Source organism: Psychromonas hadalis ATCC BAA-638, from assembly GCF_000420245.1.
In the GTDB taxonomy this organism is placed as follows: Bacteria; Pseudomonadota; Gammaproteobacteria; order Enterobacterales; family Psychromonadaceae; genus Psychromonas; species Psychromonas hadalis.
The window spans coordinates 1-23,274 of record NZ_ATUO01000053.1 but is presented as its reverse complement, the minus strand read 5'-3'; the positions used below and the strand labels follow the sequence as shown (position 1 = coordinate 23,274).

Sequence of the window (23,274 nt, the reverse complement as noted above, 5' to 3'; positions counted from 1 at the left end):
GCCTAAGTAACTGATCGTTTTTACTGGTTTAAATGACTAATATCTGCGTTGCATTCAATCGCAATAGCCGGCTATTACTCAATCATGCGCCTTGACCTTAGTCATTTACCCTGCGTAAAACCTGATCATTATATTAAGCAGAATGGTATAAGTCGTTATCATCTCATTCGTAGTTTTAAACAATGTTATGGATTATCACCACATGCTTACCAATTAGATGAACGTATTAAGTCGGCTAAAACATTGCTGAAAACAGGCCATTCATTAATAGATACCTCCCATTTGTTGGGTTTTTCAGACCAAAGTCATTTGCAAAGAAACTTTAAAAAGCGATTAGCGATAACACCTAAGCAGTATCAGTCCTATTTTATTTAAAAAGCAATGTAAAGAGGGGGAAATTTTCGACTTCGCTTCCTAGGGCAGAAAGGCACACCAACTTGGAAGATGCTATCAATGAGAATGTCATGTTTACGTGGGAGGTGAATAATAAAAAGAGCCTAAATCTCTTTAGGCTCTTTAGGGCGGTGATAACAACTTGCAGTGCAAAATAACTTAACGATGGCACCAATTTAGAAGAGGGGATTCACGTCGGTTAATATGGATAACGTTTAACGATAAAATGCCTCAACCGTTCCTTTTTTTGTCATCATAAGCGGTTGTCCGCGACGATCTAATGCTTTGTGTGCTGGCACTTTTACCCAACCTTCACTGATACAATACTCTTCGACATCGAAACGCTCTTTGCCGTTGAGTCGAATACCAATGTCGTGCTCAGAAATTTCTTTCACATGATGTGGGCTACGTGAATTGCCTGAAAAGCGGTCGGGTAAACTTGGTAGTGATGTTGTGTCATTCATGTTGCTGGCCTGTAGTAAATAAAAAGTGCGCCATTATACCTGTTAGCATTCAAAGTGCAAAATTCAGCAAGTTATGAAGTGAATAGATGCTAAGCAGGAAGCTGATGATGAAGTTTATTCATGATCGTTCACCCTCTTTGTATTATTTAAAACTCGGCCAACAAAAAGTCGATAAGGAGCCTAACACGATGTGGAATAAGATCTTTCTTGGGATAAACGAGCCACGTTGCGTTATCGCTGACTTGGTATTCATCTAAGAGATAAATGAGTTGACCGTTATCAATCTGAGGCTGTATGAGGTCTTTTGCAAGGTGAGCGATGCCGAGATCGGCAAGACAAGCTTGTTTAACCGCATCGGCATCATTACTCCGCCAGTTACCCTGTACCTTTATTTCTTTGATTTTCCCATTGATGTTAAAGCGCCAACGATTGGTGATCGCCATTAGGCAGTTGTGTTTTTGTAAGTCGTCAGGTATTTGTGGTGTACCGTATTGCTGTAGATAGTGTTTTGTTGCGACTAAACTCATGTGTCGTGTACAGAGAGGGCGGGCAATTAGCGAGGAATCTTGCATTCGGCCAAAGCGAATGGCCAAATCAAAGCCCTCTTCCATTAAATTAACATTACGTCCAGAGAAATTTATTTCAATTTTTACTTGTGGATGTTTGTTAATAAATTGTGCCAGTAAGGGGGCAATTTTATTCGCTACAAAATCACCCGCACCGCTTAAGCGAATTAACCCTTTGGGCGCGCTTTGTGTACCTTGTAGCTGGTCGGTGGCATCAAACAGTGCTTGGTGAATGTTTTTAAGGCTAACCGCATATTGATGGCCTGCATCGGTAAGGCTAATTTTACGCGTCGTACGATTCACTAAACGTGTCCCTAAACGGCTCTCCAATTGGGTAAGTTGACGACTAATGTGTGAGGTCGAAACATCTAGTTCGTTGGCCGCTTTGGTAAAACTGCCTTGCTCTGCTACCTGCATAAATTCCTCTAAACCTTGCCAAATCATATTACGCTTCTCTCGCTGTAAAGTTGTAATCATACAATATCATGGTTATTGTTGCACCTGTGCAAAAGTGATTGGTTGAAAATGCTATTAACTTAAAAATTTTACGATCTATACTCACCGCATCTTTTAAACAGACAGGTGTGCAAATCATGTTGAATTTTACTTTTTCTAATAAAACCCGAGTCCATTTTGGTGAAAATCAAATCAGCCAAGTAACCAATGAAATTCCACTCTCAGCGAAGGTGTTGTTAACTTATGGTGGTGGCAGTATTAAAAAAAATGGGGTTTATGATCAAGTTATTGAAGCACTTGCTAAGCACACCGTTTTTGAATTTTCAGGCATTGAGCCAAATCCGAGTTATGAAACATCAATGAAAGCGGTTGCGTTAGTAAAGCAGGAAAATATTGATTACATTTTGGCTGTGGGGGGTGGTTCGGTAGTTGATGCCAGTAAGTTTATTGCAGCTGCCGCTGAATTTAATGGTGAGCCGTGGGATATTTTAGCAAAAGGGGCGAAGGTTGAGTCTGCCGTGGCATTAGGCGTGGTATTGACGCTTCCTGCAACGGGATCGGAATCAAATGGTGGGGCGGTTATCTCTAAGCTGGCAACAAAAGATAAACTGGCGTTCATGAGTGAGTTTGTTTTACCTCAATTTGCGGTACTTGACCCAAGTGTGATGAACAGTTTACCTGCTCGTCAGCTAAGTAATGGTGTTGTTGATGCGTTTATTCATACTACAGAGCAATATTTAACTTACTCCGTGAACGCGAAAATTCAAGACCGATTTGCAGAGGGCATTTTACATACTCTGATTGAAGAGGGACCAAAACTATTTACTGATGAAAAAAATAATGATGTTAATGCTAATGTGATGTGGAGTGCAACACAGGCATTAAATGGGTTGATTGGATCAGGTGTGCCACAAGATTGGGCGACACATATGATTGGCCATGAGATAACCATTACTTTTGGGCTTGATCATGCACAAACCTTAGCGATTGTATTGCCTCGTTTACTTTGGGAGATGCGTGAAACAAAACAAGATAAATTATTACAATATGCATCACGTATTTGGGGTATTAACGAGGGAGATACTGAAAGTCGCATTAAACTGGCGATTGAAAAAACTGAGCAGTTTTTCCATTCAGTACAGATGAAAACCCGTTTTTCTGATTATCAGTTAGGTGAAGAGGTGGTGGAGGTGATCGTGAGCCAGCTTGAACGACATGGGTTGACACAACTGGGGGAAAAACAGTTAATAACACTTGATCATAGTCGCAATATTCTTAAGCAAAGTTTATAAAATAATTATTGGTTAATATTTCATCTATCCTTTAAATTATTACTTGTAGAGGGGTAGGTGGAATTGTGCAACAACTTACGTTATAAAATGCAAAAAAACTGTTATTCAGTGAAGATATTCAAGCATTACCTTTTTCAACGCTGCTTGATAATATTAGCAACGACCCGTTGTTGCAGAAGTATTCTCCCGATGGCATCTGCCAAATAGATCCCCGAAATGGCAATTTAATTATCTACAATTCCGCGCGTGCGAAGCGAATTCATACCACTGTCGAAGCGAAACCAATCACACAAGAAAATGAGTTTTGTCCTCTCTGTGAGGGTAAAATCTCAGAGATATTTGATCTGGTTAAGCACCGTGACGGATTCTCTTTTATTAATAAAAACATTTACCCTATTTCCCATACTATAGATGAACTGCCTGATGAAGATGCAGACTATTTTTCACATCAAGATAGTGAGGCATAAAGGACGCGCCTCTTATGGTTTTCACTTATTGCAATGGGCCTCTTCAATTCATCACCGAGACTGGCACAATATGTCCAGTAAAGATGCGCGCTTAGTTTTCAGCAACTTGCCAAGTTAGAGCGAGTATTGTTGTATCAACCGACATGATTTTATGTCGCGCTCTATTACTAAGGTTAACGAGAACAGTATTCGTGGTTATGTCTCGATTATTTAAAACTATGGTGCGGCGACGGGGGCTTCTTTAACGCATGGCCATCAACAGATAGCTTATACCAATCCGCATAAGTATCTGATCTATCTTGTTGGTTAAAATGATAAATAGCGACGTTGCATTCAATCGCAATAGCTAGCTATTACTCAATCATGCGCCTTGCTCTTCATCATTTTTTCTCAACAAGCCCTGATCACAATATTATGCAGAATGGTATTACAGTAATATTTTGCCACAGCGTTTTTTTAATAATCTACGTTTTAGAAAGAGCCACGATAAAAGTTTTAGTGTTTATATGTTACAAGAGAATCCAAAGAATCTTTTAGTCAAAGACTATGGCGAAGTGGTGTTGATTGTTCCTTATTTTATGAAACGCCCGTTAGATATGATGTTGTTGGTTAAAGACAGTAGTAAATGTTATCTGCATCAGTTAAATGAGATTGAGCAGCAACAGGTGAGCCAAGCGATACAGGAGGCATTAAGGTTATTATTGGATTAATGGCAGAAATGGACACACAACCCGCTTATAATATGATCATTAATAATGGCTCTGGTTGTGGATTATATCTTGATATTGTTAGTAAAAACGCAAAAAAATGGGGGGCTATGAACATATTGGTCTGTTTGTTTGTCAAGCAAGTGCAGGACAGATCGCAGAACAGCTAAGGAATAAAATGAGTGCTGTGAATTGACTTTTATTTATCAATCAGTTTGATTACAATCCTTTGTAAATCAGTTCATTTGCACAGGTAATCAAAGGGATTTATGGAAAATGTAAGCACCGCCAAAAAACACACTCATTTTGAAGATATTCAGGCACTCATCATCGGTACGTTACTTATCTCCCTTGGCGTGAATCTATACAGTAGTGTGGGACTATTGGCAGGCGGCACGGCAGGTCTTGCCTTTCTTGCACAATACTCAACCTCGCTTAGTTTTGGACAAGCTTTCTTTTTAGTTAATCTACCGTTTTATTGGTTAGCACTGAAACAGATGGGCGCGGAATTTACCATTAAAACGTTTATCTCTGTGCTACTGCTATCCGCGTTTTCTGAGCTAACACCTCTTTTTATTCAATTTGAACTGCTTAATGTCCTCTATGCAAGTATTATTGGTGGGTTATTAATGGGCGCTGGTTTTTTAATGCTATTTCGTCACAATGCGAGTTTGGGCGGACTGAATATTCTAGCGCGTTATTTGGCACAAACCCGTGGTATCTCGATTGGTAAATTTCAGATGGCAGTGGATTGTGTGGTGGTGTTGATGGCCATTTTTATTGTTAACTGGCAGTTGATTGTGTTTTCGATTATGGGCGCTATTGCACTCAATCTCATTATTGCAGTAAACCATAAACCGGGACGTTATACGGTGGTGTAGGTTTTTAGCTCTGACTCTTAAAGAAAATAGGATGTGTTACTTTAGCTACGCCTTAGTTAGCAAAGCAGGACTAAAGTCCTACGTCCATTTTTTTACACAAATTTAAAAAGAAAATAGGACGTGTTGCTTTAGCTACGCTTTAGTTAGCAAGGCAGGACTAAATTCCTACGTCCAAGTACTTAGTTAATATTAAAAACTTGTGTACAAGAGTTCGTTAGCTCTGCCTGTTTCAAAGGCGAAACTAACGTTTCACTTCCAAGGTCAAAACAGGACTATTTAGCGTATTACCAAACAAGGTCGTCAGGTACGGCAAACTCTGCATAGGGGTCATCTTCATCAATCGCAGTGACATCAACTTTATCATGCAATGCAACCAGCACCGAAGTATCGATTGCAGCAAGTGTTTCTGCTGCTTCTTTATTAATGAGATAAAACTCTTCATTTAATACACAAATAGCTAAACGACCATTAATAAGACTTTTTTGAGTTTCATCGTTAATCGCAATACGTTTAACTTTTTTATCGTAAGTAAAATGGTAGTCAATTTCACCTTGATAGTTTTTCTCACAATGCTGAGCGATCATCTGGATCAATTTACCGTGTGCAGAGCGTGCATCTAAATCTTCTTGCGTTGCTCTGTTTTTATCTAAATCTTGCTGTTTTAGTTGCTCTTTTTGAGAGTTGATTGCCACTTGAACTTCAGAAACTTCAACCGTCCCTTTTTTCTTCTTCTGTTTTGCTTTACGGCGTTTTTCTGTTTGTGCTTGTTTGGCTTTTTGTTTGTTAATAAGCCCTGATTTCATCAGTTGGTCTTGGAGAGAGGCCATGAGATCCTTAATTAATTAAACGATAAATTGAAATAAAAGCTATTTTAAACACAAAGATTGATGAAATAAATTTTTTATTGTAAAAAATCGACAAACAGCGAAAACATATTAAGCTTTAAAGAAGGATCCTAAGGGGAAGTCTATGAATAGCTTACAAGTTTCACATTATATGACGGGTAAAAGTTTATCTTTTAAAAAACAGATGACTATCGAGGCGGCCGTAGAAATATTGTTAGAAAGCCATCAAATAGGGGGTCCTGTGGTTGATGCTGCTGGCCGTGTCATTGGTTGGTTGTCTGAGCAGGACTGCCTTGCAAAAATGTTAGAAGCGACCTATTACTGCGAGTTAGTGGCATTGGTTGAAGATGTGATGGTCAATGAAGCACTCACAGTGAAAGGGGAGATGAGCATTGTAGACTTAGCGCAGTTGATGCTTAAAACACCGCCGAAAATTTACCCCGTTGTAGATGATGAAGATCGCTATATTGGCCTTATATCACGTAAAAATGTGCTTGCAGGTATGAATGTACAAATTGCAAAATGTTAATTGATAATGATGCTTTGTTTCTTCCAGCAATCTTTTTGTAGTGAATGTTGTTGGTATTTTACTACGTTTTTAATAAAGTCAGCACGAGATGTCGTTGTTACGCCTAAACTTTGCAAATGATCTGTTTGCATTTGGCAATCAATCAGCTTGCCGCCAACAGATTGAAAATGTTGGTTAAGGGCAATAAAAGCCAATTTTGAACTGTTGTTCATTTGACTAAACATTGATTCGCCACAGAATAGTTTTCCCACACAAATACCATATAATCCGCCTACTAGCCTATTTTCAGACCATACTTCAATGGAGTGGGCTAGCCCTAACGTATGCAGTTCAATATAGGCGTTAATCATCTCAACAGTGATCCAGGTTTCCGCTTGTGTGGTACGGGGTTTCGCGCATGCTTTTATCACCTCAATAAAATTGTAATTTACGGTGACGGTTAGATCACTTTTGTTAATAAAACGTTTCATACTTTTACTGATATGTACCTGACCCGCTCTAATAGTGGCGCGCTCGCGAGGACTCCACCATAATAACGGCTCTCCCTCACTGAACCATGGGAAAATACCTTGCTGATAAGCGTTATAAATACGTTCAGGGCTAAGATTGCCGCCCATTGCTAATAATCCATCAGGATCGCCTAGCGCTTGCTCTACATTAGGAAATAGAGCGGGATCATCACTGAGTTGTGGTAGGTAAATGGTCATTTAATACTCTTTAGTTTTCTGTTTATTTTAGGCACAAAAAAGCCAGTGTAAACACTGGCTTGAAATCATAAAATATTTTTTATTTATTTACAACGCTCATCAACATGATCAAATTTTAATCCTGTTTCACCAGTATACAACTGGCGTGGACGGCCAATTTTTTGACCGGGTTGATCTAACATCTCTTTCCAATGTGAAATCCAACCTACGGTACGAGACATTGCAAAAATAACCGTAAACATTGAGCGTGGAATACCCATAGCACGTAAAACAATACCTGAGTAGAAATCTACATTCGGGTAAAGTTTCTTTTCAACAAAGTAAGGGTCTTCAAGTGCAATACGTTCAAGTTCCATTGCCACGTCTAATAGCGGGTCATCAATTTTAAGATCTTCTAGTACGTCATGACATGTTTTACGCATCACGGTTGCACGTGGATCATGGTTTTTGTAAACACGATGACCAAAGCCCATTAAACGGAATGGATCATCTTTATCTTTTGCTCTGGCGATAAACTCAGGAATACGATCGACACTGCCAATCTCTTCAAGCATCTGTAAACATGCTTCATTAGCGCCACCGTGAGCAGGCCCCCACAACGAAGCAATACCCGCTGCGATACAGGCAAATGGGTTTGCACCTGATGAACCAGCTAAACGCACAGTAGAAGTAGACGCATTTTGCTCATGGTCTGCATGGAGAATTAAGATTTTATCCATTGCACTTTCAAGCACTGGGTTAACTACATACTCTTCACATGGTACTGCAAACATCATTTTCAGGAAATTACCCGCATACGATAACGAGTTGTCAGGGTAGATAAATGGTTGACCGTGTGAATATTTGTAGCTCATTGCCGCCAGTGTTGGCATTTTTGAGATTAAGCGGAAGGCGGCAATTTCACGGTGTTTTTCGTTGGTGATGTCTAATGAATCATGGTAGAAAGAAGACAGTGCGCCTACTACACCCACCATGATAGCCATTGGATGTGAATCGCGACGGAAACCTTTGAAGAATTGTACTAACTGCTCATGTAGCATAGTATGTTTTAATACAATACTGTGGAACTCATCAAACTGCTGTTTATTTGGCAACTCACCATTTAAAAGCAGATAACACACTTCAAGGTAATCGGATTTTTCAGCAAGTTGGTCAATAGGGTAACCACGATATTCTAAAATGCCTTTATCACCATCAATGAAGGTGATTGCTGATTCGCAAGATGCTGTTGCTAGAAAACCTGGGTCATATGTAAAATAACCTGTTTTGCCTAGTGTACGAATATCAATAACGTCATTACCAGCAGATCCTTTAAGGATGGGTAGCTCAATGGGCTCCTGTCCTGGTAGGTGAAGTATTGCTTTTTGATCTGACATTTGATGCTCCCTTAGCTTTTTTTTATATTACTCGAATTTCAATGCACATATTTTTACAGACTAAAAACTACCTTGTCAATTTTAACATCTCAACAATGAGACATGGGTAAATAGCAGGGTAAACAATGCTCGTTTTGTAAGCAAAGTAGAACTGGACTTAATTGCTAAGGTATTGATAAATCCTTAATAAGGGTTGTAAAGCGAGGGTTTCAATAGATAAAGAAATCTGTAAACTGCATCACAAAAGTGATGTTGGTTTTATTGTTGCATCACAAAAAAAAGCTATGGTGCTGTCACAACCGTTTAACATTATGCTAACAATGGCACCCGTTAACCAACCCCTTCATTTTCGTCACTATAAAGAGACAAATTGTGCGCAAAGAGAGACCTAAAAATTTAGACCTATCCACGATGAAATTCCCTATTACAGCAACAGCTTCAATACTGCATCGTGTATCTGGGATTATCGTTTTTATTGCTTTAGCAATATTCCTTACCCTTTTAAACTGTTCATTAACGAGTGAGGCCGATTTTAATCGTGTCGCAGGTTATTTTGATAACTTTTTTATTGAATTTATTATTTGGGGTTCATTAACTGCGCTTGCTTATCATGCGGTTTTTGGTGTACGTCATATGATTCAAGACTTAGGGTTTTGGGAAGAGATGGATAGTGCATCATTAAGTGCTAAGGGTGGTTTTGTAATAACAGCAGTATTGTCAGTGTTAGCGGGGATTTTAGTATGGTAAAGGTTGCAGGTACGTTCGGACGCAGTGGCGTCCATGATTATCTTTTAATACGTGCAAGTGCACTGGTTCTGCTTGCGTATATCTTATACCTTGTTGGGTTTGTCGCTTTTACAGAGATAACTTATGTAACGTGGACAGAGTTTTTCTCTTCAACGCTCACTAAAGTGTTTTCATTATTTGCGCTTATTTCTATGCTGGTGCATGCCTGGATTGGGTTATGGCAGATATTAACCGACTATATTAAATGCACTAAATTACGTGGTGCATTACAGTTTATTCTTACATCAGTAGCATTTATCTATGTTATTTTTGGTTTTGTAATTTTGTGGGGTGTTTAAGGTGAGTTTACCTATTCGTGAATTTGATGCGATTGTAATTGGTGCAGGTGGCGCAGGTATGCGTGCTGCACTTTCTATTTCGCAAGAAGGAAAAAGCTGTGCGTTGATAACTAAAGTGTTTCCAACGCGCTCTCATACCGTTTCTGCACAGGGAGGTATTACTGTTGCTCTGGGTAACGCCCATGCAGATAACTGGGAATGGCACATGTACGATACCGTAAAAGGGTCGGACTATATTGGCGACCAAGATGCCATTGAATTTATGTGTAAAGCGGGCCCTGATGCGGTACGTGAGCTTGAAAATATGGGTTTACCTTTTTCTCGTTTTGAAGATGGCTCTGTTTATCAACGTCCATTTGGTGGTCAATCTAAAGAGTTTGGTGGGGAACAAGCTGCCCGTACGGCTGCTGCTGCCGATCGTACCGGTCATGCTCTGTTACATACGCTTTATCAGCAAAACATTAAAAATAAAACCACTATCTTTTCAGAGTGGTATGCACTGGATCTGGTTAAAAACGATGATGGTGACGTAGTGGGTTGTACCGCGATTGATATTGAATCGGGTGAAGTAGTGATGTTTAAGGCACAAGCGACTGTATTAGCAACGGGTGGTGCGGGTCGTATTTACGCTTCAACTACTAATGCACACATTTGCACCGGTGACGGTATTGGTATGGCATTACGTGCAGGTGTGCCAGTGCAAGACATGGAAATGTGGCAATTTCACCCAACCGGTATCGCTGGTTCAGGTGTTTTAGTGACCGAAGGTTGTCGTGGTGAAGGTGGATATCTTTTAAATAAAGATGGCGAACGTTTTATGGAACGTTATGCACCTAATGCAAAAGATTTAGCGGGTCGCGATGTGGTTGCACGTTCAATCATGATTGAAATTCGTGAAGGCCGTGGCTGTGAAGGTCCTTGGGGCACACACATTAAACTCAAACTGGATCACTTAGGTGAAGATGTTTTGGAATCTAAACTGCCGGGTATATGTGAACTTTCTCGCACCTTTGCACATGTTGATCCGGTTAAAGAGCCCATCCCAGTTATTCCTACTTGTCATTATATGATGGGAGGCGTACCCGCAACCGTTAACGGTCAAGTTTTACGTGTTGATGAAGACGGTAAAGATGTGGAAGTAAAAGGGTTGTTTGCGGTGGGTGAGATTGCCTGTGTATCGGTGCATGGTGCTAACCGTTTGGGAGGCAACTCGCTGCTTGATCTTATTGTATTTGGTCGTGCAACGGGTAAACATTTAGGTAAAATCTTAAACGAAGAAAATACCTTTAAAGAGCCAACACAAGCAAATATTGATGCCTCTCTTGAACGTTTAAATCGTTGGGAAAAAGGCAATGGTACGGAATCTCCGAGTCAAATCCGTAAAGATTTACAGCAATGTATGCAAAATAGCTTCGGTGTATTTCGTGACGGAGAACCGATGGCTGAAGGTCTTGCTGAACTTGAAAAACTACGTGAGCGTTTAAAAAATGCAAAACTAAGTGATAAGAGCAGTGAGTTTAATACTGACAGAATTGAGTGTTTAGAATTAGATAACTTAATGGAAACTGCTTTTGCAACGGCTAAAGCAGCTAACTTCCGTACAGAGAGCCGTGGTGCACATAGTCGTTTCGATTTCCCAGATCGTGATGATGCAAATTGGTTACACCATAGTTTGTTTAATCCATTAACAGAAAGCATGAGTAAACGTGACGTGAATATGGCGCCAGTGCTACGTGAAGCTTTCCCACCAAAAGCGCGTGTTTACTAGAAGGTTTTTTAGTTATGAATGTTAATTTTTCAGTTTATCGTTATAACCCAGATGTGGATAACAAACCATACATGCAAGATTTATCATTAGATGTGCCTGAAGGCTCAGACATGATGATATTGGATGCGCTTATTTTATTGAAAGAGAAAGATGCATCACTTTCATTTCGACGTTCATGTCGTGAGGGTGTTTGTGGCTCTGATGGTGTAAATATCAATGGTAAGAATGCGTTAGCTTGTATTACGCCACTTTCAGATCTACTATCGAAAGGTAAAATTGTCATTCGCCCACTACCAGGCTTACCTGTGGTGCGTGATCTGGTTATTGATATGACGCAATTTTATACTCAGTATGAAAAAATTAAGCCGTTTTTAATTACTGATGATCGTAACCCACCTGCGGGTGAGTTCAAACAATCACCGGAAGAACGTGAGAAGTTAGATGGATTATACGAGTGTATTTTATGTGCTTGTTGTTCAACCTCTTGTCCTTCGTTCTGGTGGAATCCTGATAAGTTTATCGGGCCTGCTGGACTACTTGCCGCTTATCGTTTCTTAATCGATAGCCGTGATAGTGCAACAGAAGAACGTTTGTCAGAGTTAGATGATGCATTTAGTGTGTTCCGTTGTCACGGTATCATGAACTGTGTCAGTGTTTGTCCGAAAGGGTTAAATCCGACCAAAGCGATCGGAAAAATAAAATCGATGTTGTTACAACGCGCAATCTAACTTACATAACCATTCAGCCCCTAATGCTGAATGGTTATATTACATATAATAAAGTGGTTGTTCAGGCTAAGTCATTTTAGCTAAATTCAAGGCGAAAGCGCGGAGCTTGGTTTACCAAGTGAGCACTTTCAACGCAGAAGTTAGTTTAAATGGCAACGCCTGAGCCATCACAAGCATAAGGAATGTTAATGCCAATTAATGCGATGAAAACATGGTTAGCCTCATCTCATCTTTCCGGGGCAAATTCTACTTATATTGAAAGTCTGTACGAATCCTACCTAGAAGATCCTATCTCTGTTGATGCCAATTGGCGCAATGTGTTTGATGAGCTACCTAAAGTAAATGATTTGCCTGAAGAGGCGCACTCTATTATACGAGAGCAGATGAAACATGCGGCTAAAGCGCCTAAATGTTTCACACCACCAACGGGTGCGGTGCATAATGATGCCAAACAGGTCAAAGTATTACAGTTAATCGGTGCTTATCGTAATCGTGGACATGAAGTTGCTAATCTTGACCCACTGGGTTTAACCAAACACGAAATCATTAAAGAATTAGACCCTTTTTATCATGATTTAGAAGGTGCTGATTTAGATGCCAGCTTTAATGTTGGCTCTTATGCTGCTTCTAATGAGACGATGGTATTGCGCGATCTGCTCACTTCACTGAAACGTACTTATTGTGGTTCGCTCGGTGCTGAGTATATGCACATTACCAATACCGAAGAGAAACGCTGGTTACAAAACCGTATTGAGTCTTGTGAAAGCCAACCCTCTTTTAGCGAAGAAGCAAAAAATCGTTTTCTTGAAGAGTTAACGGCAGCTGAAGGGCTAGAACGTTATATCGGTTCTAAATTCCCGGGGGCAAAACGTTTCTCCTTAGAGGGTGGAGATGCGTTTGTATTGATGCTCAAAGAGTTGATTCGTCGCGCTGGTGAGCAAGGTGCGCAAGAAGTTGTACTTGGTATGGCACATCGCGGTCGTTTAAACGTGTTGGTTAATGTATTAGGAAAAAAACCCGCGGATCTGTTTGATGAATTTGCAGGAAAACATGCAAAACATGCAGGTTCAAGTGATGTGAAATATCATCAAGGGTTTAGTAGTGATTTTAAAACACCCAAAGGTAATGTGCATTTATCATTAGCCTTTAACCCCTCACATCTTGAGATTGTTAATCCTGTGGTGTTAGGATCCGTACGCGCACGTCAAGAACGCTTGAATGGTATTGGTGAAAGTGTATTACCTATTACCGTTCATGGTGATTCTGCATTTTCTGGTCAAGGTGTGGTGCAAGAAACGTTTAATATGTCACAAGCACGTGCCTTTAAAGTGAGTGGCACGATCCGTATTGTCATTAATAACCAGATTGGTTTTACTACCTCTAAACAAGAAGATACACGTTCAACACGTTACTGTACTGATATTGCAAAAATGGTACAGGCACCGATATTCCATGTGAATGGTGATGATCCTGAAACGGTTATTTTAGCCACACAGATTGCCCTTGATTTCCGTAATACCTTTAAACGTGATGTGGTGATTGATCTGGTTTGTTACCGTCGTCACGGTCATAACGAAGCCGATGAGCCAAGTGCAACACAACCATTAATGTACCAAAAAATCAAAAAACAGAAAACGCCACGTGAACTTTATGTTAATCAACTCGAAAGTGAAGGGGTTATCAAGCAAGGTTATGGTAAACAGCTTGTTGCTGATTACCGTGATGCACTGGATAATGGTGAATGTGTAGTAAAAGAGTGGCAGTCGATACAACGTAATAGTGTTGATTGGAGCCCGTATCTTAAACCTGATTGGAGTACTCCTTATGAAGGGCAGTTCTCTAAATCTCGTTTAGTAGAATTGGGTGAGTTGATTAGTCAATATCCTGAAGATCATGTTCAACAAGCACGTGTTAAGAAAATTTATAACGATCGCCAATTAATGGCGCGTGGTGAAAAACTGTGTGATTGGGGCTTCGCTGAAAATTTAGCTTACGCAACACTACTTGATTCACAATACAATATTCGTTTAGTTGGACAAGACTCTGGCCGTGGTACTTTCTTCCATCGCCATGCCGTTTTACATGAACAAAAAGAGGGTAAAACGTACCTGCCTTTACAAAATATCTCTGACGAACAGGGTCATTTTGATGTTTATGATTCCGTACTTTCTGAATGTGCGGTACTTGCCTTTGAGTATGGTTACTCAACGGCTGCACCAAAAGGTCTTTGTATTTGGGAAGCACAATTTGGTGATTTCGCCAATGGTGCACAAGTCGTCTTTGATCAGTTCTTATCGTCAGGTGAGCAAAAATGGGGACGCATGTGTGGTCTTACCGTGTTGTTACCACACGGTTATGAAGGTCAAGGTCCAGAGCATTCCTCTGCACGCCTTGAACGTTACTTGCAACTTTGTGCTGAGCATAATATGCAGGTCTGTGTGCCGTCCACCCCCGCACAGGTTTACCATATGTTACGCCGCCAAGTCATACGCACGATGCGTCGTCCGTTAATTGTTATGTCACCAAAATCATTACTGCGTCATCCGCTCGCTGTTTCAAGCTTAGATGAACTCGCAAATGGCACCTTTTTAAATGCGATTGATGAAGTGGATGATATTGACTGTAAAGCGGTTGAGCGTGTGGTGCTATGTAGTGGTAAAGTCTATTATGAGCTACTTGAGAAGCGCCGTAATGAATCACTAAATCATATTGCTATTGTACGTATTGAACAGTTATATCCTTTCCCAACCAATGAGTTAGATGATATTTTGGTGCAATACTGCAACGTTAAAGACGTTATCTGGTGTCAAGAAGAGCCACAAAATCAAGGCGCTTGGTACTGTAGCCAGCATCACTTTAGAAGTGTTTTACCCAATAATGCCAAACTGCATTATGCAGGGCGTGATGCGTCTGCTTCAACAGCAGTTGGTTATATGTCTTTGCATATCAAACAACAAAAAGCATTAATAAATAAAGCACTTGGTTTTGAACAATAAGCCAATTTTTAACTTAATAAATTTTATAAGAATTTCACAGTAGGACAACCATTATGATTGATATTTTAGTACCAGAACTTCCAGAATCAGTAGCAGATGCAAGCGTGGCTACATGGCAAAAACAACCCGGTGATTTCGTTGAACGTGACGAAGTATTAGTAGAGATTGAAACGGATAAAGTAGTATTAGAAGTACCTGCTACGGCATCGGGTATATTACAAGAGATTATTGAAGATGAAGGTGCAACTGTACTTTCTAAACAGTTACTAGGTAGGCTTAAAGAGGCTGATGCACCTGCTAAAACAGCGACTGATGTTGTTGTTGAAGAAGAAACGGGCGCTGCTGATGCGAGCCCATCGGTACGCCGTTTAATGTTAGAAAAGGGCATTAACGCTCAAGACATTAAAGGATCTGGTAAAGGTGGGTTAATCACCCGTGAAGATGTTGATAAATTCCGTGAATTTAAAAACAAAGCAGAAACACCCGTGCAAGTTGATATTGTTGCCGCTGTTGCTGCCCGCAGTGATAAACGTGTGCCAATGACACGTCTGCGTAAACGTGTTGCTGAACGTTTATTAGAAGCAAAAAATTCAACGGCTATGTTAACCACTTTTAACGAAGTGAACATGAAACCGATTATGGATCTTCGTAAACAGTACCAAGAAGCATTTGAGAAAAAACATGGTGTACGTTTAGGTTTCATGTCTTTCTACATTAAAGCGGTCACCGAAGCACTAAAACGTTACCCAGAAGTCAATGCTGCCATTGATGGCACTGATATTGTTTATCATAATTTCTTTGATATCAGCATTGCGGTTTCAACACCCCGTGGTTTAGTGACGCCAGTATTACGCGACACTGATACGTTAAATATGGCGGAAATTGAAAAAGGTATTAAAGCGTTAGCAATTAAAGGACGTGATGGAAAGCTAACCGTCGATGAAATGATGGGAGGCAACTTTACTATCACTAATGGCGGTGTATTTGGCTCTCTATTATCAACGCCAATTATTAACCCACCACAGGCTGCTATTTTAGGCATGCATAAAATTCAAGACAGGCCAATGGCAATTGACGGTGAAGTGAAGATTTTACCGATGATGTACCTTGCGCTTTCATACGATCACCGTCTCATTGATGGTAAAGAATCTGTTGGTTTCTTGGTCACTATTAAAGAATTATTAGAAGATCCAACACGTCTATTATTAGATGTGTAATAAAAAGCGTGAGCGATTGTTGATTTATATCAATTTTTATTAGTAATCGTGGCACGCTTTAGTAGTATTAGCTCAGCAACTCGGCCACAAGGTGGCCTTTAGTTCACTCAATAAATGGATAACAATCATGAATTTGCATGAATATCAGGCAAAGCAGCTGTTCAGAGAATATGGTCTTCCTGTACCAGAAGGGATCGCATGTGATAGCGCAGAAGAAGCAGTAAATGCAGCATCTACATTAGGTGGTGATAAATGGGTTATTAAGTGTCAGGTACATGCAGGCGGCCGCGGTAAAGCGGGCGGTGTTGAACTGGTTAAAACCAAAGATGGTTTACGTGATTTTGCACATAAATGGTTAGGTAAAAACTTAGTGACTTACCAAACAGATGCAAACGGTCAACCTGTAAACAAACTATTAGTTGAAAGCTGTAGTGAGATTGCTAACGAGCTTTATTTAGGCGCTGTTATCGACCGTTCATCTCAACGTGTTACCTTCATGGCATCAACGGAAGGTGGTGTTGAAATTGAGAAAGTGGCTGAAGAGACACCTGAATTAATTCATACTGCTATCATCGACCCATTAGTGGGCGCGCAACCTTACCAAGGTCGTGAACTAGCATTCAAATTGGGTCTTTCTGGTAAACAGATTGGTCAATTTACAAAAATATTTTTAGGACTTGCGACTATTTTTCAAGAGAAAGATTTAGCACTTTTAGAAATCAATCCATTAGTGGTGACAGCAGAAGATGATTTAATCTGTCTCGATGGTAAAATTACTATTGATTCAAACGCAATGTACCGTCAAAAAAAGCTTCAAGCGATTAACGATACAACGCAAGATGATGAGCGTGAAATGCATGCTGCACAGTGGGAACTAAACTATGTTGCCCTAGATGGTAACATCGGCTGTATGGTAAATGGTGCCGGTCTAGCAATGGGCACCATGGATATGGTTAATATACATGGTGGCAACCCGGCTAACTTCTTAGATGTTGGCGGCGGTGCAACCAAAGAACGTGTTACAGAAGCATTCAAAATCATTCTTTCTGACGACAAAGTTAAAGCTGTTTTAGTGAATATTTTTGGTGGTATTGTACGTTGTGATCTGATTGCTGAGGGTGTTATTGGCGCAGTGGCAGAAGTGGGTGTGTCTGTGCCTGTTATCGTTCGTTTAGAGGGTAACAACGCAGAGCTAGGTCGTAAGCTTCTAGCGGAATCCGGTTTAAATATTATTGCAGCAACATCTTTAACAGATGCAGCTCAGCAAGCTGTAAAAGCGGTAGGTGGCAAATAATGAGCATTTTAATTAATAAAGATACAAAAGTAATTTGTCAGGGTTTCACGGGTGGTCAAGGTACTTTCCATTCTGAGCAAGCGATTGAATACGGTACACAAATGGTCGGTGGTGTTTCACCGGGTAAGGGTGGTCAAGTTCATTTAGGTCTACCTGTCTTTAATACGGTACGTGAGGCCGTTGAGAAAACAGGTGCTACGGCATCCGTTATCTATGTACCTGCACCGTTTTGTAAAGATGCAATCTTAGAAGCGATTGATGCGGGTATTAAACTGATTGTTACCATCACAGAAGGTATCCCAACACTTGATCTTGTGGAAGTAAAAGTGAAATTGGATCAAGCGGGTGTGGTCATGATCGGTCCTAACTGTCCAGGTGTTATCACACCGGGTGAATGTAAAATTGGTATTATGCCAGGTCACATTCACTTAAAAGGCAAAGTCGGTATTGTTTCACGCTCTGGTACGTTAACTTACGAAGCGGTTAAGCAAATGACGGATGAAGGTTTTGGTCAATCTACCTGTGTTGGTATTGGTGGCGACCCGATTCCGGGTTCAAGTTTCATTGATATTCTTAAACTATTCCAAGCAGATCCTCAAACTGAAGCGATTGTAATGATCGGTGAAATCGGCGGTACTGCCGAAGAAGAAGCTGCTGCGTTTATTAAAGCGAATGTCACTAAACCTGTTGTCTCTTACATTGCAGGTGTTACAGCACCAGAAGGTAAGCGTATGGGCCACGCTGGCGCAATCATTGCTGGCGGTAAAGGGACTGCGGAAGATAAATTCAAAGCGTTGGAAGATGCAGGCGTGAAAACGACTAAATCTTTAGCTGATATCGGTAAAGCGCTACGTGAAGTCACGGGTTGGTAATCTTTTAAAAAGATAACTACTCTTACTTTTAAGCCTCGTTATTTTACGAGGCTTTTTTGTGTTTAAAAATCAGTGTTGGAGGTAAATAGACTGTTGAATTATACTGCGGCTGTCCCCGATCTTTTTTTGAAACATATCGCAGAGCAAGCAAACAATATTGAACCGTTGTTACCATGGAATATTGATCGTAGCTAGGTGCTGATCCCCATACGCTTACGTTTAACGCCACGTTTCCTTATGTTCTAAAGTTTATTAATTTAACTCGCGGATATACCTGCCTTTAAAGGACATCTATAAAACAGTAGTGCCAACTCCATAGGTTGTATTCATAGGGTATAGTCAAAATGTGGGTTCGTCATTAATTGCTATTGTGTTCGTTTTAAGTTGCTTTTAATTAACTGCGCGTATGTCCTTGTGATGTCTAAAACTTAAAGTGAACACTTTTAAAGGAGTAAATATGAGTGGTAAACAAATCGGGTATCGGTCATAGCTATGATATAAGAGCCTTAAGTTTCCCTTTATCTATTTCTCGATTGAAGGTAGATGTCATTTTAAAATAGGCAGGGTTATTTTGAAGCGTGCCCCTCCCGAGGGAGAACTAGAAACGTTTATTTCACCTCCGAGTTGATTTACCGCACCTTTGGTAATTGCTAACCCCATACCCAATCCCCCCGTTTTTCTGGTTCGACTATTATCTAATCGAGCATAGGGGATAAATATTGTATCGTAGTCTTGCTCGGGTATGCCATGACCATCGTCTTCAATGGTCATTTCTAACATGGTTTCTACTCTATTTACATTAATCGTGACATTACTTTTGGCGTGACTCACCGCATTTTTTAGCATGTTGTCAATAATTAAGCGTAAGTTTGCTGCTTTACAATTGACAGTGATTATCGCAGTAAAATTAACCACAACGGGTATGCGTGGGTTCAGAATTAATTTGGAAATTCGATACGCTATAAAGTTATTTAAATTGACCTCTTCGTCATCATTTTTATCTGTCTGAATATTTAATTTGGAAAATTGAATGATTTGCGAACATAACTCATCAATATCACCGATATACTGGTCAATGTTATCGACTAAAGAGGTTTGATCCGTCGTTAAATTCTTATTTCTTAGGATTCCGGTCACTAATTGTATACGGCTTAATGGCGTTCGTAGTTCATGCGGCACAGCTTGTGCGAATACTTGGCTTTCATTCACTTTATTAGATAAAGCGTCTGCCATTTTATTGAAGCTTTTGGCTAATATTGTTAAAGGCTCTGAAAGAGAATTACTTGCTCTGACTTTTAGATTTCCTTTGCCAAGTTGATAACTTATCAGGTTTAAGTGATTTATTTCTTTTTGAAGTTTTCTTATAGGAAGATATAACACTAGACCAATGACCACCACAATAACAAAAAGAAGAATAACGATAGAATAACCTTCAATGTCAAAAAATGCTTGTGGTGGCTCAAAGCCCAAGAGTTCAGGCCCTTGCGATTTATCTTTAATAATAAGTTTATCGGATGTATTTGGTACTAAATGAATAGATAATAATTCACCGTTTTCTAATTCATAAACATCAACATTGTTATGATTATTCAGGTAAATACAGTCATTGCACGAAAGACTTATTGCTTTAGTGCCTAACCATTCAATATCAAATGGATAAAGATGATTATCAATGATGCTATAAAAAATACTTGGTTCAATTTTACTCGCTTGCCTTTGTACTTCTAATATATTTTTAAAAAAGAGAGTGCCAGTAACGAAGTCTTCAGTGGCATCATGCTCATTCCACTTTTCTAAAATAACAAACGTGAGGAATACACTCGTAAAAATAGCTAAAAAGAGTGAGCCATATAATCGCGTAAAAAAAGGCGTAAAAAACTTATTCATCGACGAGTAGATATCCCTTATTTCTAATTGTTTTGATCAGTTTATAAGGCTGTTTTTCATCGTTAAGTTTTTTTCTAAGTCCTGATATACGCATATCTATAGAGCGATCCGTTACATCGTAATGAATACCTCGTAACGATTGAATACAATTCTCTCGTGAAACAGTTTGTCCTACCTTATCGACTAACAGCACTAACATATCAAATTCAGAGTTAGTTAAATCAATGGTGGTGTTATTTAAAGTTACCGATAAAGTGTCTCGGTTAATGACTAGTTTTTTAGGTGATTCTTGTTCAGTCTTTTTATTACTCATTTTAGAACGACGTAATAACGCTTCTATTCTGGCTGACATGATATGCGGTTTGGCTGGCTTCCTTAAATAATCATCAGCGCCAAGTTTTAATAAACTAACTTCGCTAATATCATCTTCTACGGCGGTAAGCACAATTATTGGTCCAATATAAAATTCCCGTGCCTGTTTACATATATCAAATCCATCAACGCCAGGTAACATTAAATCAAGCAAGATAAGGTCTGGCGACAATTTTTTAATCGCCGCTATCGCTAAACGCCCATCTGATACCACTGTTGTTTCGTAACCCGTACTTTGTAAATAGATTTCGGTCAGGCGAGCAATTTCATCGTCATCTTCAATAATTAATATATGCATAAACTCATAAGGTACTGTTGTAAGTAGTCATTACATTGTACTGATTATAGCTGATATATCGAGGCTTATTACAAGCGCTTACATAGCGCTTACATAAGGCTTTATGACTTACATATGCTTACCCCACTAGTCGGTCTAATCTCGTATGATTATTGGTACGCATTTATCACTCGCACTTACCAAAAGGATCGTTTATGAAAATTATCAGCTTAAACAGTATTGTGTTATTAATGACTATTTCACTTGTGGCCGGTTGCAACACGGACTCAAAAACAGCCCCAATAACACCGCCCCCAACTATCCCTACAACTCCAACAACAGGTCTTTCAGCCGAAACGTTGGATCTGGGAATCAGCAACGTTCCTAGCAAGTTAATGAATACTTATAGCAAAGCGCTTAAGTTTAATCGCTATACCAAAATTGATACACCAGATGGCAGTGCAATTCATATTGTTGTACAAGATGAAATTACGGATAACCAAATCGTTCGCTCGCGTAATATATTGCAACATTACTTAACCAATTACCCAGGCTCTGCATATGGCGAAGACAAAAGTGCCGTTGCCAATAAAATAGCGGAAAATGGTGGGATTTTATTATTACTTAATGGAGTAGATGACGGCACAAATGCAGCCGCAGAATTAGATGGTCAACCGTTATACTATGGCGAGATGCAAGTAGAAGGTGGTAGCTGGTACATTAATCAAAATTACGAACATCGTGATGCTTCATTCGAAGAAATTTTACATTTTGTGCATGATTACGGGATAGGCGTAGATCAAAATGAGCCCTTTAACGGTGTACTACCCGCGTATCAAGCTGATATTCGTGCCGCACAAGTAACCGCTTTATCTGCCAAGTTTTGGGCATGGCCAGCAGATCAGGCTAGCTGGATAACAGAATTAACCGCTGAAAATAGCTTGTCGCAAGAATATTTGGCATCAGTAATTGATAGTTATTATGGTCTTTGGGGCGCATATGAAGAGAGCGAATTTGGTATGTGGGGCATGTACAAGGCGAAAACCCGAGATGACCTTGCAACAAAAGATCCAGAGGGTGTGGCCATAATGGATAACAAATTTTTCCATCCATACCTAACCTATAACGCGCGTATCGATAGTAGTTTTGTTGGTGACTTCAGCTTGAAATTTAATGCTAGCTTGTCTTATACCAATCATTCTCAGTATTTGAAAGACGTGACACTTACCGGCACGAATGAAAGTAATGTTGTTGTGAACCAACTAGACAATAATATTACGGGTAATTCAGCAATAAATACGGTAATTTTTTCAGGATCTTCCTCTGAGTATCAAATTAGTAATGAGGATGGCCAAGTGACTGTGCAGGATATGCAAGACAATCGTGATGGTCTTAATACGATTATAGCTATCGAAAAGCTAAGGTTTTCTGATACAACAATGGATACCCCTAGTGCTTAATAACAACATTTAATACAGTCTCTTACTTTAATCTCTTGGAGTTTAATTTCCCGCTGCTTGCTGCGATGAGGTTGGCGAGGTAAAGTAAGATTATGAGTACATTTATCCACAAAAATCATAATGTTTCATTTGGTATGTCCTGCTAAATATCGCAAAGCGATATTTAGCAGGACATTGACGATGCACTGAAAGAGGTCTGTGAAGAAATACCGAAAAGATATGAGATTATATTTTTAGAAATAGGAACAGACAGAGATCATGTTCATTTTTTGATTCAATAAGTTCCAATGTATATACCCAAACGACTTGATAATATTTCGCATCTAGCTCATCGCACTTCAAACTGCAAAATTGAAGGTTTGAAAGTTGTCATTAATTCTACTCGTTAAAGTACTACCAATTTCGGGAAGGGTAAGGCTAAAAAACTCATTCATACTCTGTCGAAATTCTTTTGCTGTTGCAAAGTATTTATTGTTTCTTGCATATTCACTCATCACCTTCCACAGTCGCTCTATAGGATTTAAATTAGGGCTATAAGGAGGTAAATAGTGCAATTCAATACCCAACTCCTTAGCCGCTACTTTTACTAACTCACTGCGGTGGTAGCCAGCTCCGTCAAGTATTAAATGAATGGG

24 protein-coding genes and 1 pseudogene are annotated in these 23,274 nt (G+C 39.7%); 17 read left to right on the top strand and 8 right to left on the bottom strand.

Annotation, left to right across the window (positions count from 1 at the left end; translation table 11 throughout):
• Positions 1–84: 84 nt before the first annotated feature.
• Positions 85–375 carry a helix-turn-helix transcriptional regulator gene (locus tag G322_RS22660; RefSeq protein WP_245542291.1) on the top strand — a complete coding sequence of 97 codons (291 nt, stop codon included), beginning with the start codon at positions 85–87 and terminating at the stop codon, positions 373–375.
• A 233-nt stretch (positions 376–608) separates the two neighbouring features.
• Here G322_RS22660 and G322_RS0108490 read toward each other — a convergent pair whose 3' ends face one another.
• Together G322_RS0108490 and G322_RS0108485 are read right to left on the bottom strand one after the other, a co-directional pair.
• On the bottom strand, positions 609–857 hold the full coding sequence (locus G322_RS0108490) for a DUF3297 family protein (protein ID WP_022941372.1): 249 nt from the start codon (positions 855–857) through the stop codon (positions 609–611).
• A gap of 146 nt (positions 858–1,003) precedes the next feature.
• Positions 1,004–1,900: a LysR family transcriptional regulator gene (locus G322_RS0108485; protein WP_022941371.1), complete on the bottom strand. Its 897-nt coding sequence runs from the start codon at positions 1,898–1,900 to the stop codon at positions 1,004–1,006.
• 116 nt (positions 1,901–2,016) lie between these two features.
• Between G322_RS0108485 and G322_RS0108480 the strand changes: the two genes are divergently transcribed.
• The 5 genes from G322_RS0108480 (at position 2,017) to G322_RS0108460 (ending at position 5,226) form a co-directional block, all read left to right on the top strand.
• The gene (locus G322_RS0108480) at positions 2,017–3,171 is read left to right on the top strand and encodes an iron-containing alcohol dehydrogenase (RefSeq protein ID WP_028866519.1); all 1,155 of its coding nucleotides are present in this window, start codon (positions 2,017–2,019) and stop codon (positions 3,169–3,171) included.
• A 170-nt stretch (positions 3,172–3,341) separates the two neighbouring features.
• Positions 3,342–3,638, top strand: a complete 297-nt coding sequence (locus G322_RS0108475; protein WP_022941369.1) for a hypothetical protein — start codon at positions 3,342–3,344, stop codon at positions 3,636–3,638.
• Between the two features lie 440 nt (positions 3,639–4,078).
• Complete coding sequence (locus tag G322_RS0108470; protein WP_156873936.1) at positions 4,079–4,348, top strand: hypothetical protein; 270 nt, start codon at positions 4,079–4,081, stop codon at positions 4,346–4,348.
• Entirely contained in the window at positions 4,348–4,515 is a 168-nt protein-coding gene (locus G322_RS23310; RefSeq protein WP_022941367.1) for a hypothetical protein, read from the top strand. Before G322_RS0108470 ends, G322_RS23310 begins: the two co-directional genes overlap by 1 nt.
• 99 nt (positions 4,516–4,614) lie before the next feature.
• Complete coding sequence (locus tag G322_RS0108460; protein ID WP_022941366.1) at positions 4,615–5,226, top strand: YitT family protein; 612 nt, start codon at positions 4,615–4,617, stop codon at positions 5,224–5,226.
• A gap of 284 nt (positions 5,227–5,510) precedes the next feature.
• Here G322_RS0108460 and G322_RS0108455 read toward each other — a convergent pair whose 3' ends face one another.
• Entirely contained in the window at positions 5,511–6,053 is a 543-nt protein-coding gene (locus G322_RS0108455) for a DUF2058 domain-containing protein (RefSeq protein WP_022941365.1), read from the bottom strand.
• A 142-nt stretch (positions 6,054–6,195) separates the two neighbouring features.
• Between G322_RS0108455 and G322_RS0108450 the strand changes: the two genes are divergently transcribed.
• Positions 6,196–6,600 (top strand): CBS domain-containing protein, encoded by a 405-nt coding sequence (locus G322_RS0108450; RefSeq protein ID WP_022941364.1) that lies wholly within the window; start codon positions 6,196–6,198, stop codon positions 6,598–6,600.
• On the opposite strand, the gene aat is transcribed toward G322_RS0108450, so the two are convergent.
• Positions 6,597–7,307, bottom strand: a complete 711-nt coding sequence (gene aat, locus G322_RS0108445; RefSeq protein ID WP_022941363.1) for a leucyl/phenylalanyl-tRNA--protein transferase — start codon at positions 7,305–7,307, stop codon at positions 6,597–6,599. The two genes, G322_RS0108450 and aat, sit on opposite strands and share 4 nt — an antisense overlap.
• An 83-nt stretch (positions 7,308–7,390) precedes the next feature.
• Positions 7,391–8,683, bottom strand: coding sequence for a citrate synthase (gene gltA / locus G322_RS0108440; RefSeq protein WP_022941362.1), 1,293 nt, complete (start codon positions 8,681–8,683; stop codon positions 7,391–7,393).
• A 372-nt stretch (positions 8,684–9,055) separates the two neighbouring features.
• Between gltA and sdhC the strand changes: the two genes are divergently transcribed.
• The 8 genes from sdhC to sucD all read left to right on the top strand — a co-directional run bounded on the left by sdhC (position 9,056) and on the right by sucD (position 18,643).
• The gene (gene sdhC / locus G322_RS0108435) at positions 9,056–9,430 is read left to right on the top strand and encodes a succinate dehydrogenase, cytochrome b556 subunit (RefSeq protein ID WP_022941361.1); all 375 of its coding nucleotides are present in this window, start codon (positions 9,056–9,058) and stop codon (positions 9,428–9,430) included.
• Positions 9,424–9,768: a succinate dehydrogenase, hydrophobic membrane anchor protein gene (gene sdhD / locus G322_RS0108430; RefSeq protein ID WP_022941360.1), complete on the top strand. Its 345-nt coding sequence runs from the start codon at positions 9,424–9,426 to the stop codon at positions 9,766–9,768. Before sdhC ends, sdhD begins: the two co-directional genes overlap by 7 nt.
• 1 nt (position 9,769) lies before the next feature.
• Positions 9,770–11,536, top strand: a complete 1,767-nt coding sequence (gene sdhA / locus G322_RS0108425) for a succinate dehydrogenase flavoprotein subunit (RefSeq protein ID WP_022941359.1) — start codon at positions 9,770–9,772, stop codon at positions 11,534–11,536.
• Between the two features lie 14 nt (positions 11,537–11,550).
• Positions 11,551–12,264 carry a succinate dehydrogenase iron-sulfur subunit gene (locus tag G322_RS0108420; RefSeq protein ID WP_022941358.1) on the top strand — a complete coding sequence of 238 codons (714 nt, stop codon included), beginning with the start codon at positions 11,551–11,553 and terminating at the stop codon, positions 12,262–12,264.
• 188 nt (positions 12,265–12,452) lie between these two features.
• Positions 12,453–15,260, top strand: a complete 2,808-nt coding sequence (gene sucA / locus G322_RS0108415; protein ID WP_022941357.1) for a 2-oxoglutarate dehydrogenase E1 component — start codon at positions 12,453–12,455, stop codon at positions 15,258–15,260.
• A 53-nt stretch (positions 15,261–15,313) separates the two neighbouring features.
• Positions 15,314–16,477: a 2-oxoglutarate dehydrogenase complex dihydrolipoyllysine-residue succinyltransferase gene (odhB, locus tag G322_RS0108410; RefSeq protein WP_022941356.1), complete on the top strand. Its 1,164-nt coding sequence runs from the start codon at positions 15,314–15,316 to the stop codon at positions 16,475–16,477.
• A gap of 127 nt (positions 16,478–16,604) precedes the next feature.
• Positions 16,605–17,771 carry an ADP-forming succinate--CoA ligase subunit beta gene (gene sucC / locus G322_RS0108405; RefSeq protein ID WP_022941355.1) on the top strand — a complete coding sequence of 389 codons (1,167 nt, stop codon included), beginning with the start codon at positions 16,605–16,607 and terminating at the stop codon, positions 17,769–17,771.
• Positions 17,771–18,643 carry a succinate--CoA ligase subunit alpha gene (gene sucD, locus G322_RS0108400; protein WP_022941354.1) on the top strand — a complete coding sequence of 291 codons (873 nt, stop codon included), beginning with the start codon at positions 17,771–17,773 and terminating at the stop codon, positions 18,641–18,643. The genes sucC and sucD overlap by 1 nt, the downstream gene beginning before the upstream one ends.
• Before the next feature lie 546 nt (positions 18,644–19,189).
• Here the strand turns inward: sucD and G322_RS20255 are convergent.
• Together G322_RS20255 and G322_RS0108390 are read right to left on the bottom strand one after the other, a co-directional pair.
• Complete coding sequence (locus G322_RS20255) at positions 19,190–20,530, bottom strand: sensor histidine kinase (RefSeq protein ID WP_022941353.1); 1,341 nt, start codon at positions 20,528–20,530, stop codon at positions 19,190–19,192.
• Positions 20,523–21,200: a response regulator transcription factor gene (locus G322_RS0108390; RefSeq protein WP_022941352.1), complete on the bottom strand. Its 678-nt coding sequence runs from the start codon at positions 21,198–21,200 to the stop codon at positions 20,523–20,525. Before G322_RS0108390 ends, G322_RS20255 begins: the two co-directional genes overlap by 8 nt.
• Positions 21,201–21,394: 194 nt before the next feature.
• Here G322_RS0108390 and G322_RS0108385 point away from each other — a divergent pair, with 194 nt between their 5' ends.
• Together G322_RS0108385 and G322_RS24155 are read left to right on the top strand one after the other, a co-directional pair.
• Complete coding sequence (locus tag G322_RS0108385; RefSeq protein WP_022941351.1) at positions 21,395–22,639, top strand: hypothetical protein; 1,245 nt, start codon at positions 21,395–21,397, stop codon at positions 22,637–22,639.
• A 92-nt stretch (positions 22,640–22,731) separates the two neighbouring features.
• Positions 22,732–22,917 (top strand): annotated as a pseudogene (locus G322_RS24155) (transposase); the annotation flags it as partial.
• Positions 22,918–22,977: 60 nt separating this feature from the next.
• On the opposite strand, the gene G322_RS0108380 reads toward G322_RS24155, so the two are convergent.
• The coding region (locus G322_RS0108380; protein ID WP_022941350.1) for an IS630 family transposase at positions 22,978–23,274 on the bottom strand (297 nt) is incomplete at its 5' end.

Coding starts and splice junctions, on each gene's coding strand:
- G322_RS0108460 (WP_022941366.1), top strand. CDS start 4,615: ATGGAAAATGTAAGCACCGCCAAAAAACACACTCATTTTGAAGATATT.
- sdhD (WP_022941360.1), top strand. CDS start 9,424: ATGGTAAAGGTTGCAGGTACGTTCGGACGCAGTGGCGTCCATGATTAT.
- G322_RS0108490 (WP_022941372.1), bottom strand. CDS start 857: ATGAATGACACAACATCACTACCAAGTTTACCCGACCGCTTTTCAGGC.
- aat (WP_022941363.1), bottom strand. CDS start 7,307: ATGACCATTTACCTACCACAACTCAGTGATGATCCCGCTCTATTTCCT.
- G322_RS0108385 (WP_022941351.1), top strand. CDS start 21,395: ATGAAAATTATCAGCTTAAACAGTATTGTGTTATTAATGACTATTTCA.
- gltA (WP_022941362.1), bottom strand. CDS start 8,683: ATGTCAGATCAAAAAGCAATACTTCACCTACCAGGACAGGAGCCCATT.
- G322_RS0108480 (WP_028866519.1), top strand. CDS start 2,017: ATGTTGAATTTTACTTTTTCTAATAAAACCCGAGTCCATTTTGGTGAA.
- sucA (WP_022941357.1), top strand. CDS start 12,453: ATGCCAATTAATGCGATGAAAACATGGTTAGCCTCATCTCATCTTTCC.
- G322_RS0108450 (WP_022941364.1), top strand. CDS start 6,196: ATGAATAGCTTACAAGTTTCACATTATATGACGGGTAAAAGTTTATCT.
- G322_RS20255 (WP_022941353.1), bottom strand. CDS start 20,530: ATGAATAAGTTTTTTACGCCTTTTTTTACGCGATTATATGGCTCACTC.
- G322_RS0108485 (WP_022941371.1), bottom strand. CDS start 1,900: ATGATTACAACTTTACAGCGAGAGAAGCGTAATATGATTTGGCAAGGT.
- G322_RS23310 (WP_022941367.1), top strand. CDS start 4,348: ATGGCAGAAATGGACACACAACCCGCTTATAATATGATCATTAATAAT.
- G322_RS0108390 (WP_022941352.1), bottom strand. CDS start 21,200: ATGCATATATTAATTATTGAAGATGACGATGAAATTGCTCGCCTGACC.
- G322_RS0108420 (WP_022941358.1), top strand. CDS start 11,551: ATGAATGTTAATTTTTCAGTTTATCGTTATAACCCAGATGTGGATAAC.
- sucC (WP_022941355.1), top strand. CDS start 16,605: ATGAATTTGCATGAATATCAGGCAAAGCAGCTGTTCAGAGAATATGGT.
- odhB (WP_022941356.1), top strand. CDS start 15,314: ATGATTGATATTTTAGTACCAGAACTTCCAGAATCAGTAGCAGATGCA.
- sucD (WP_022941354.1), top strand. CDS start 17,771: ATGAGCATTTTAATTAATAAAGATACAAAAGTAATTTGTCAGGGTTTC.
- G322_RS22660 (WP_245542291.1), top strand. CDS start 85: ATGCGCCTTGACCTTAGTCATTTACCCTGCGTAAAACCTGATCATTAT.
- G322_RS0108455 (WP_022941365.1), bottom strand. CDS start 6,053: ATGGCCTCTCTCCAAGACCAACTGATGAAATCAGGGCTTATTAACAAA.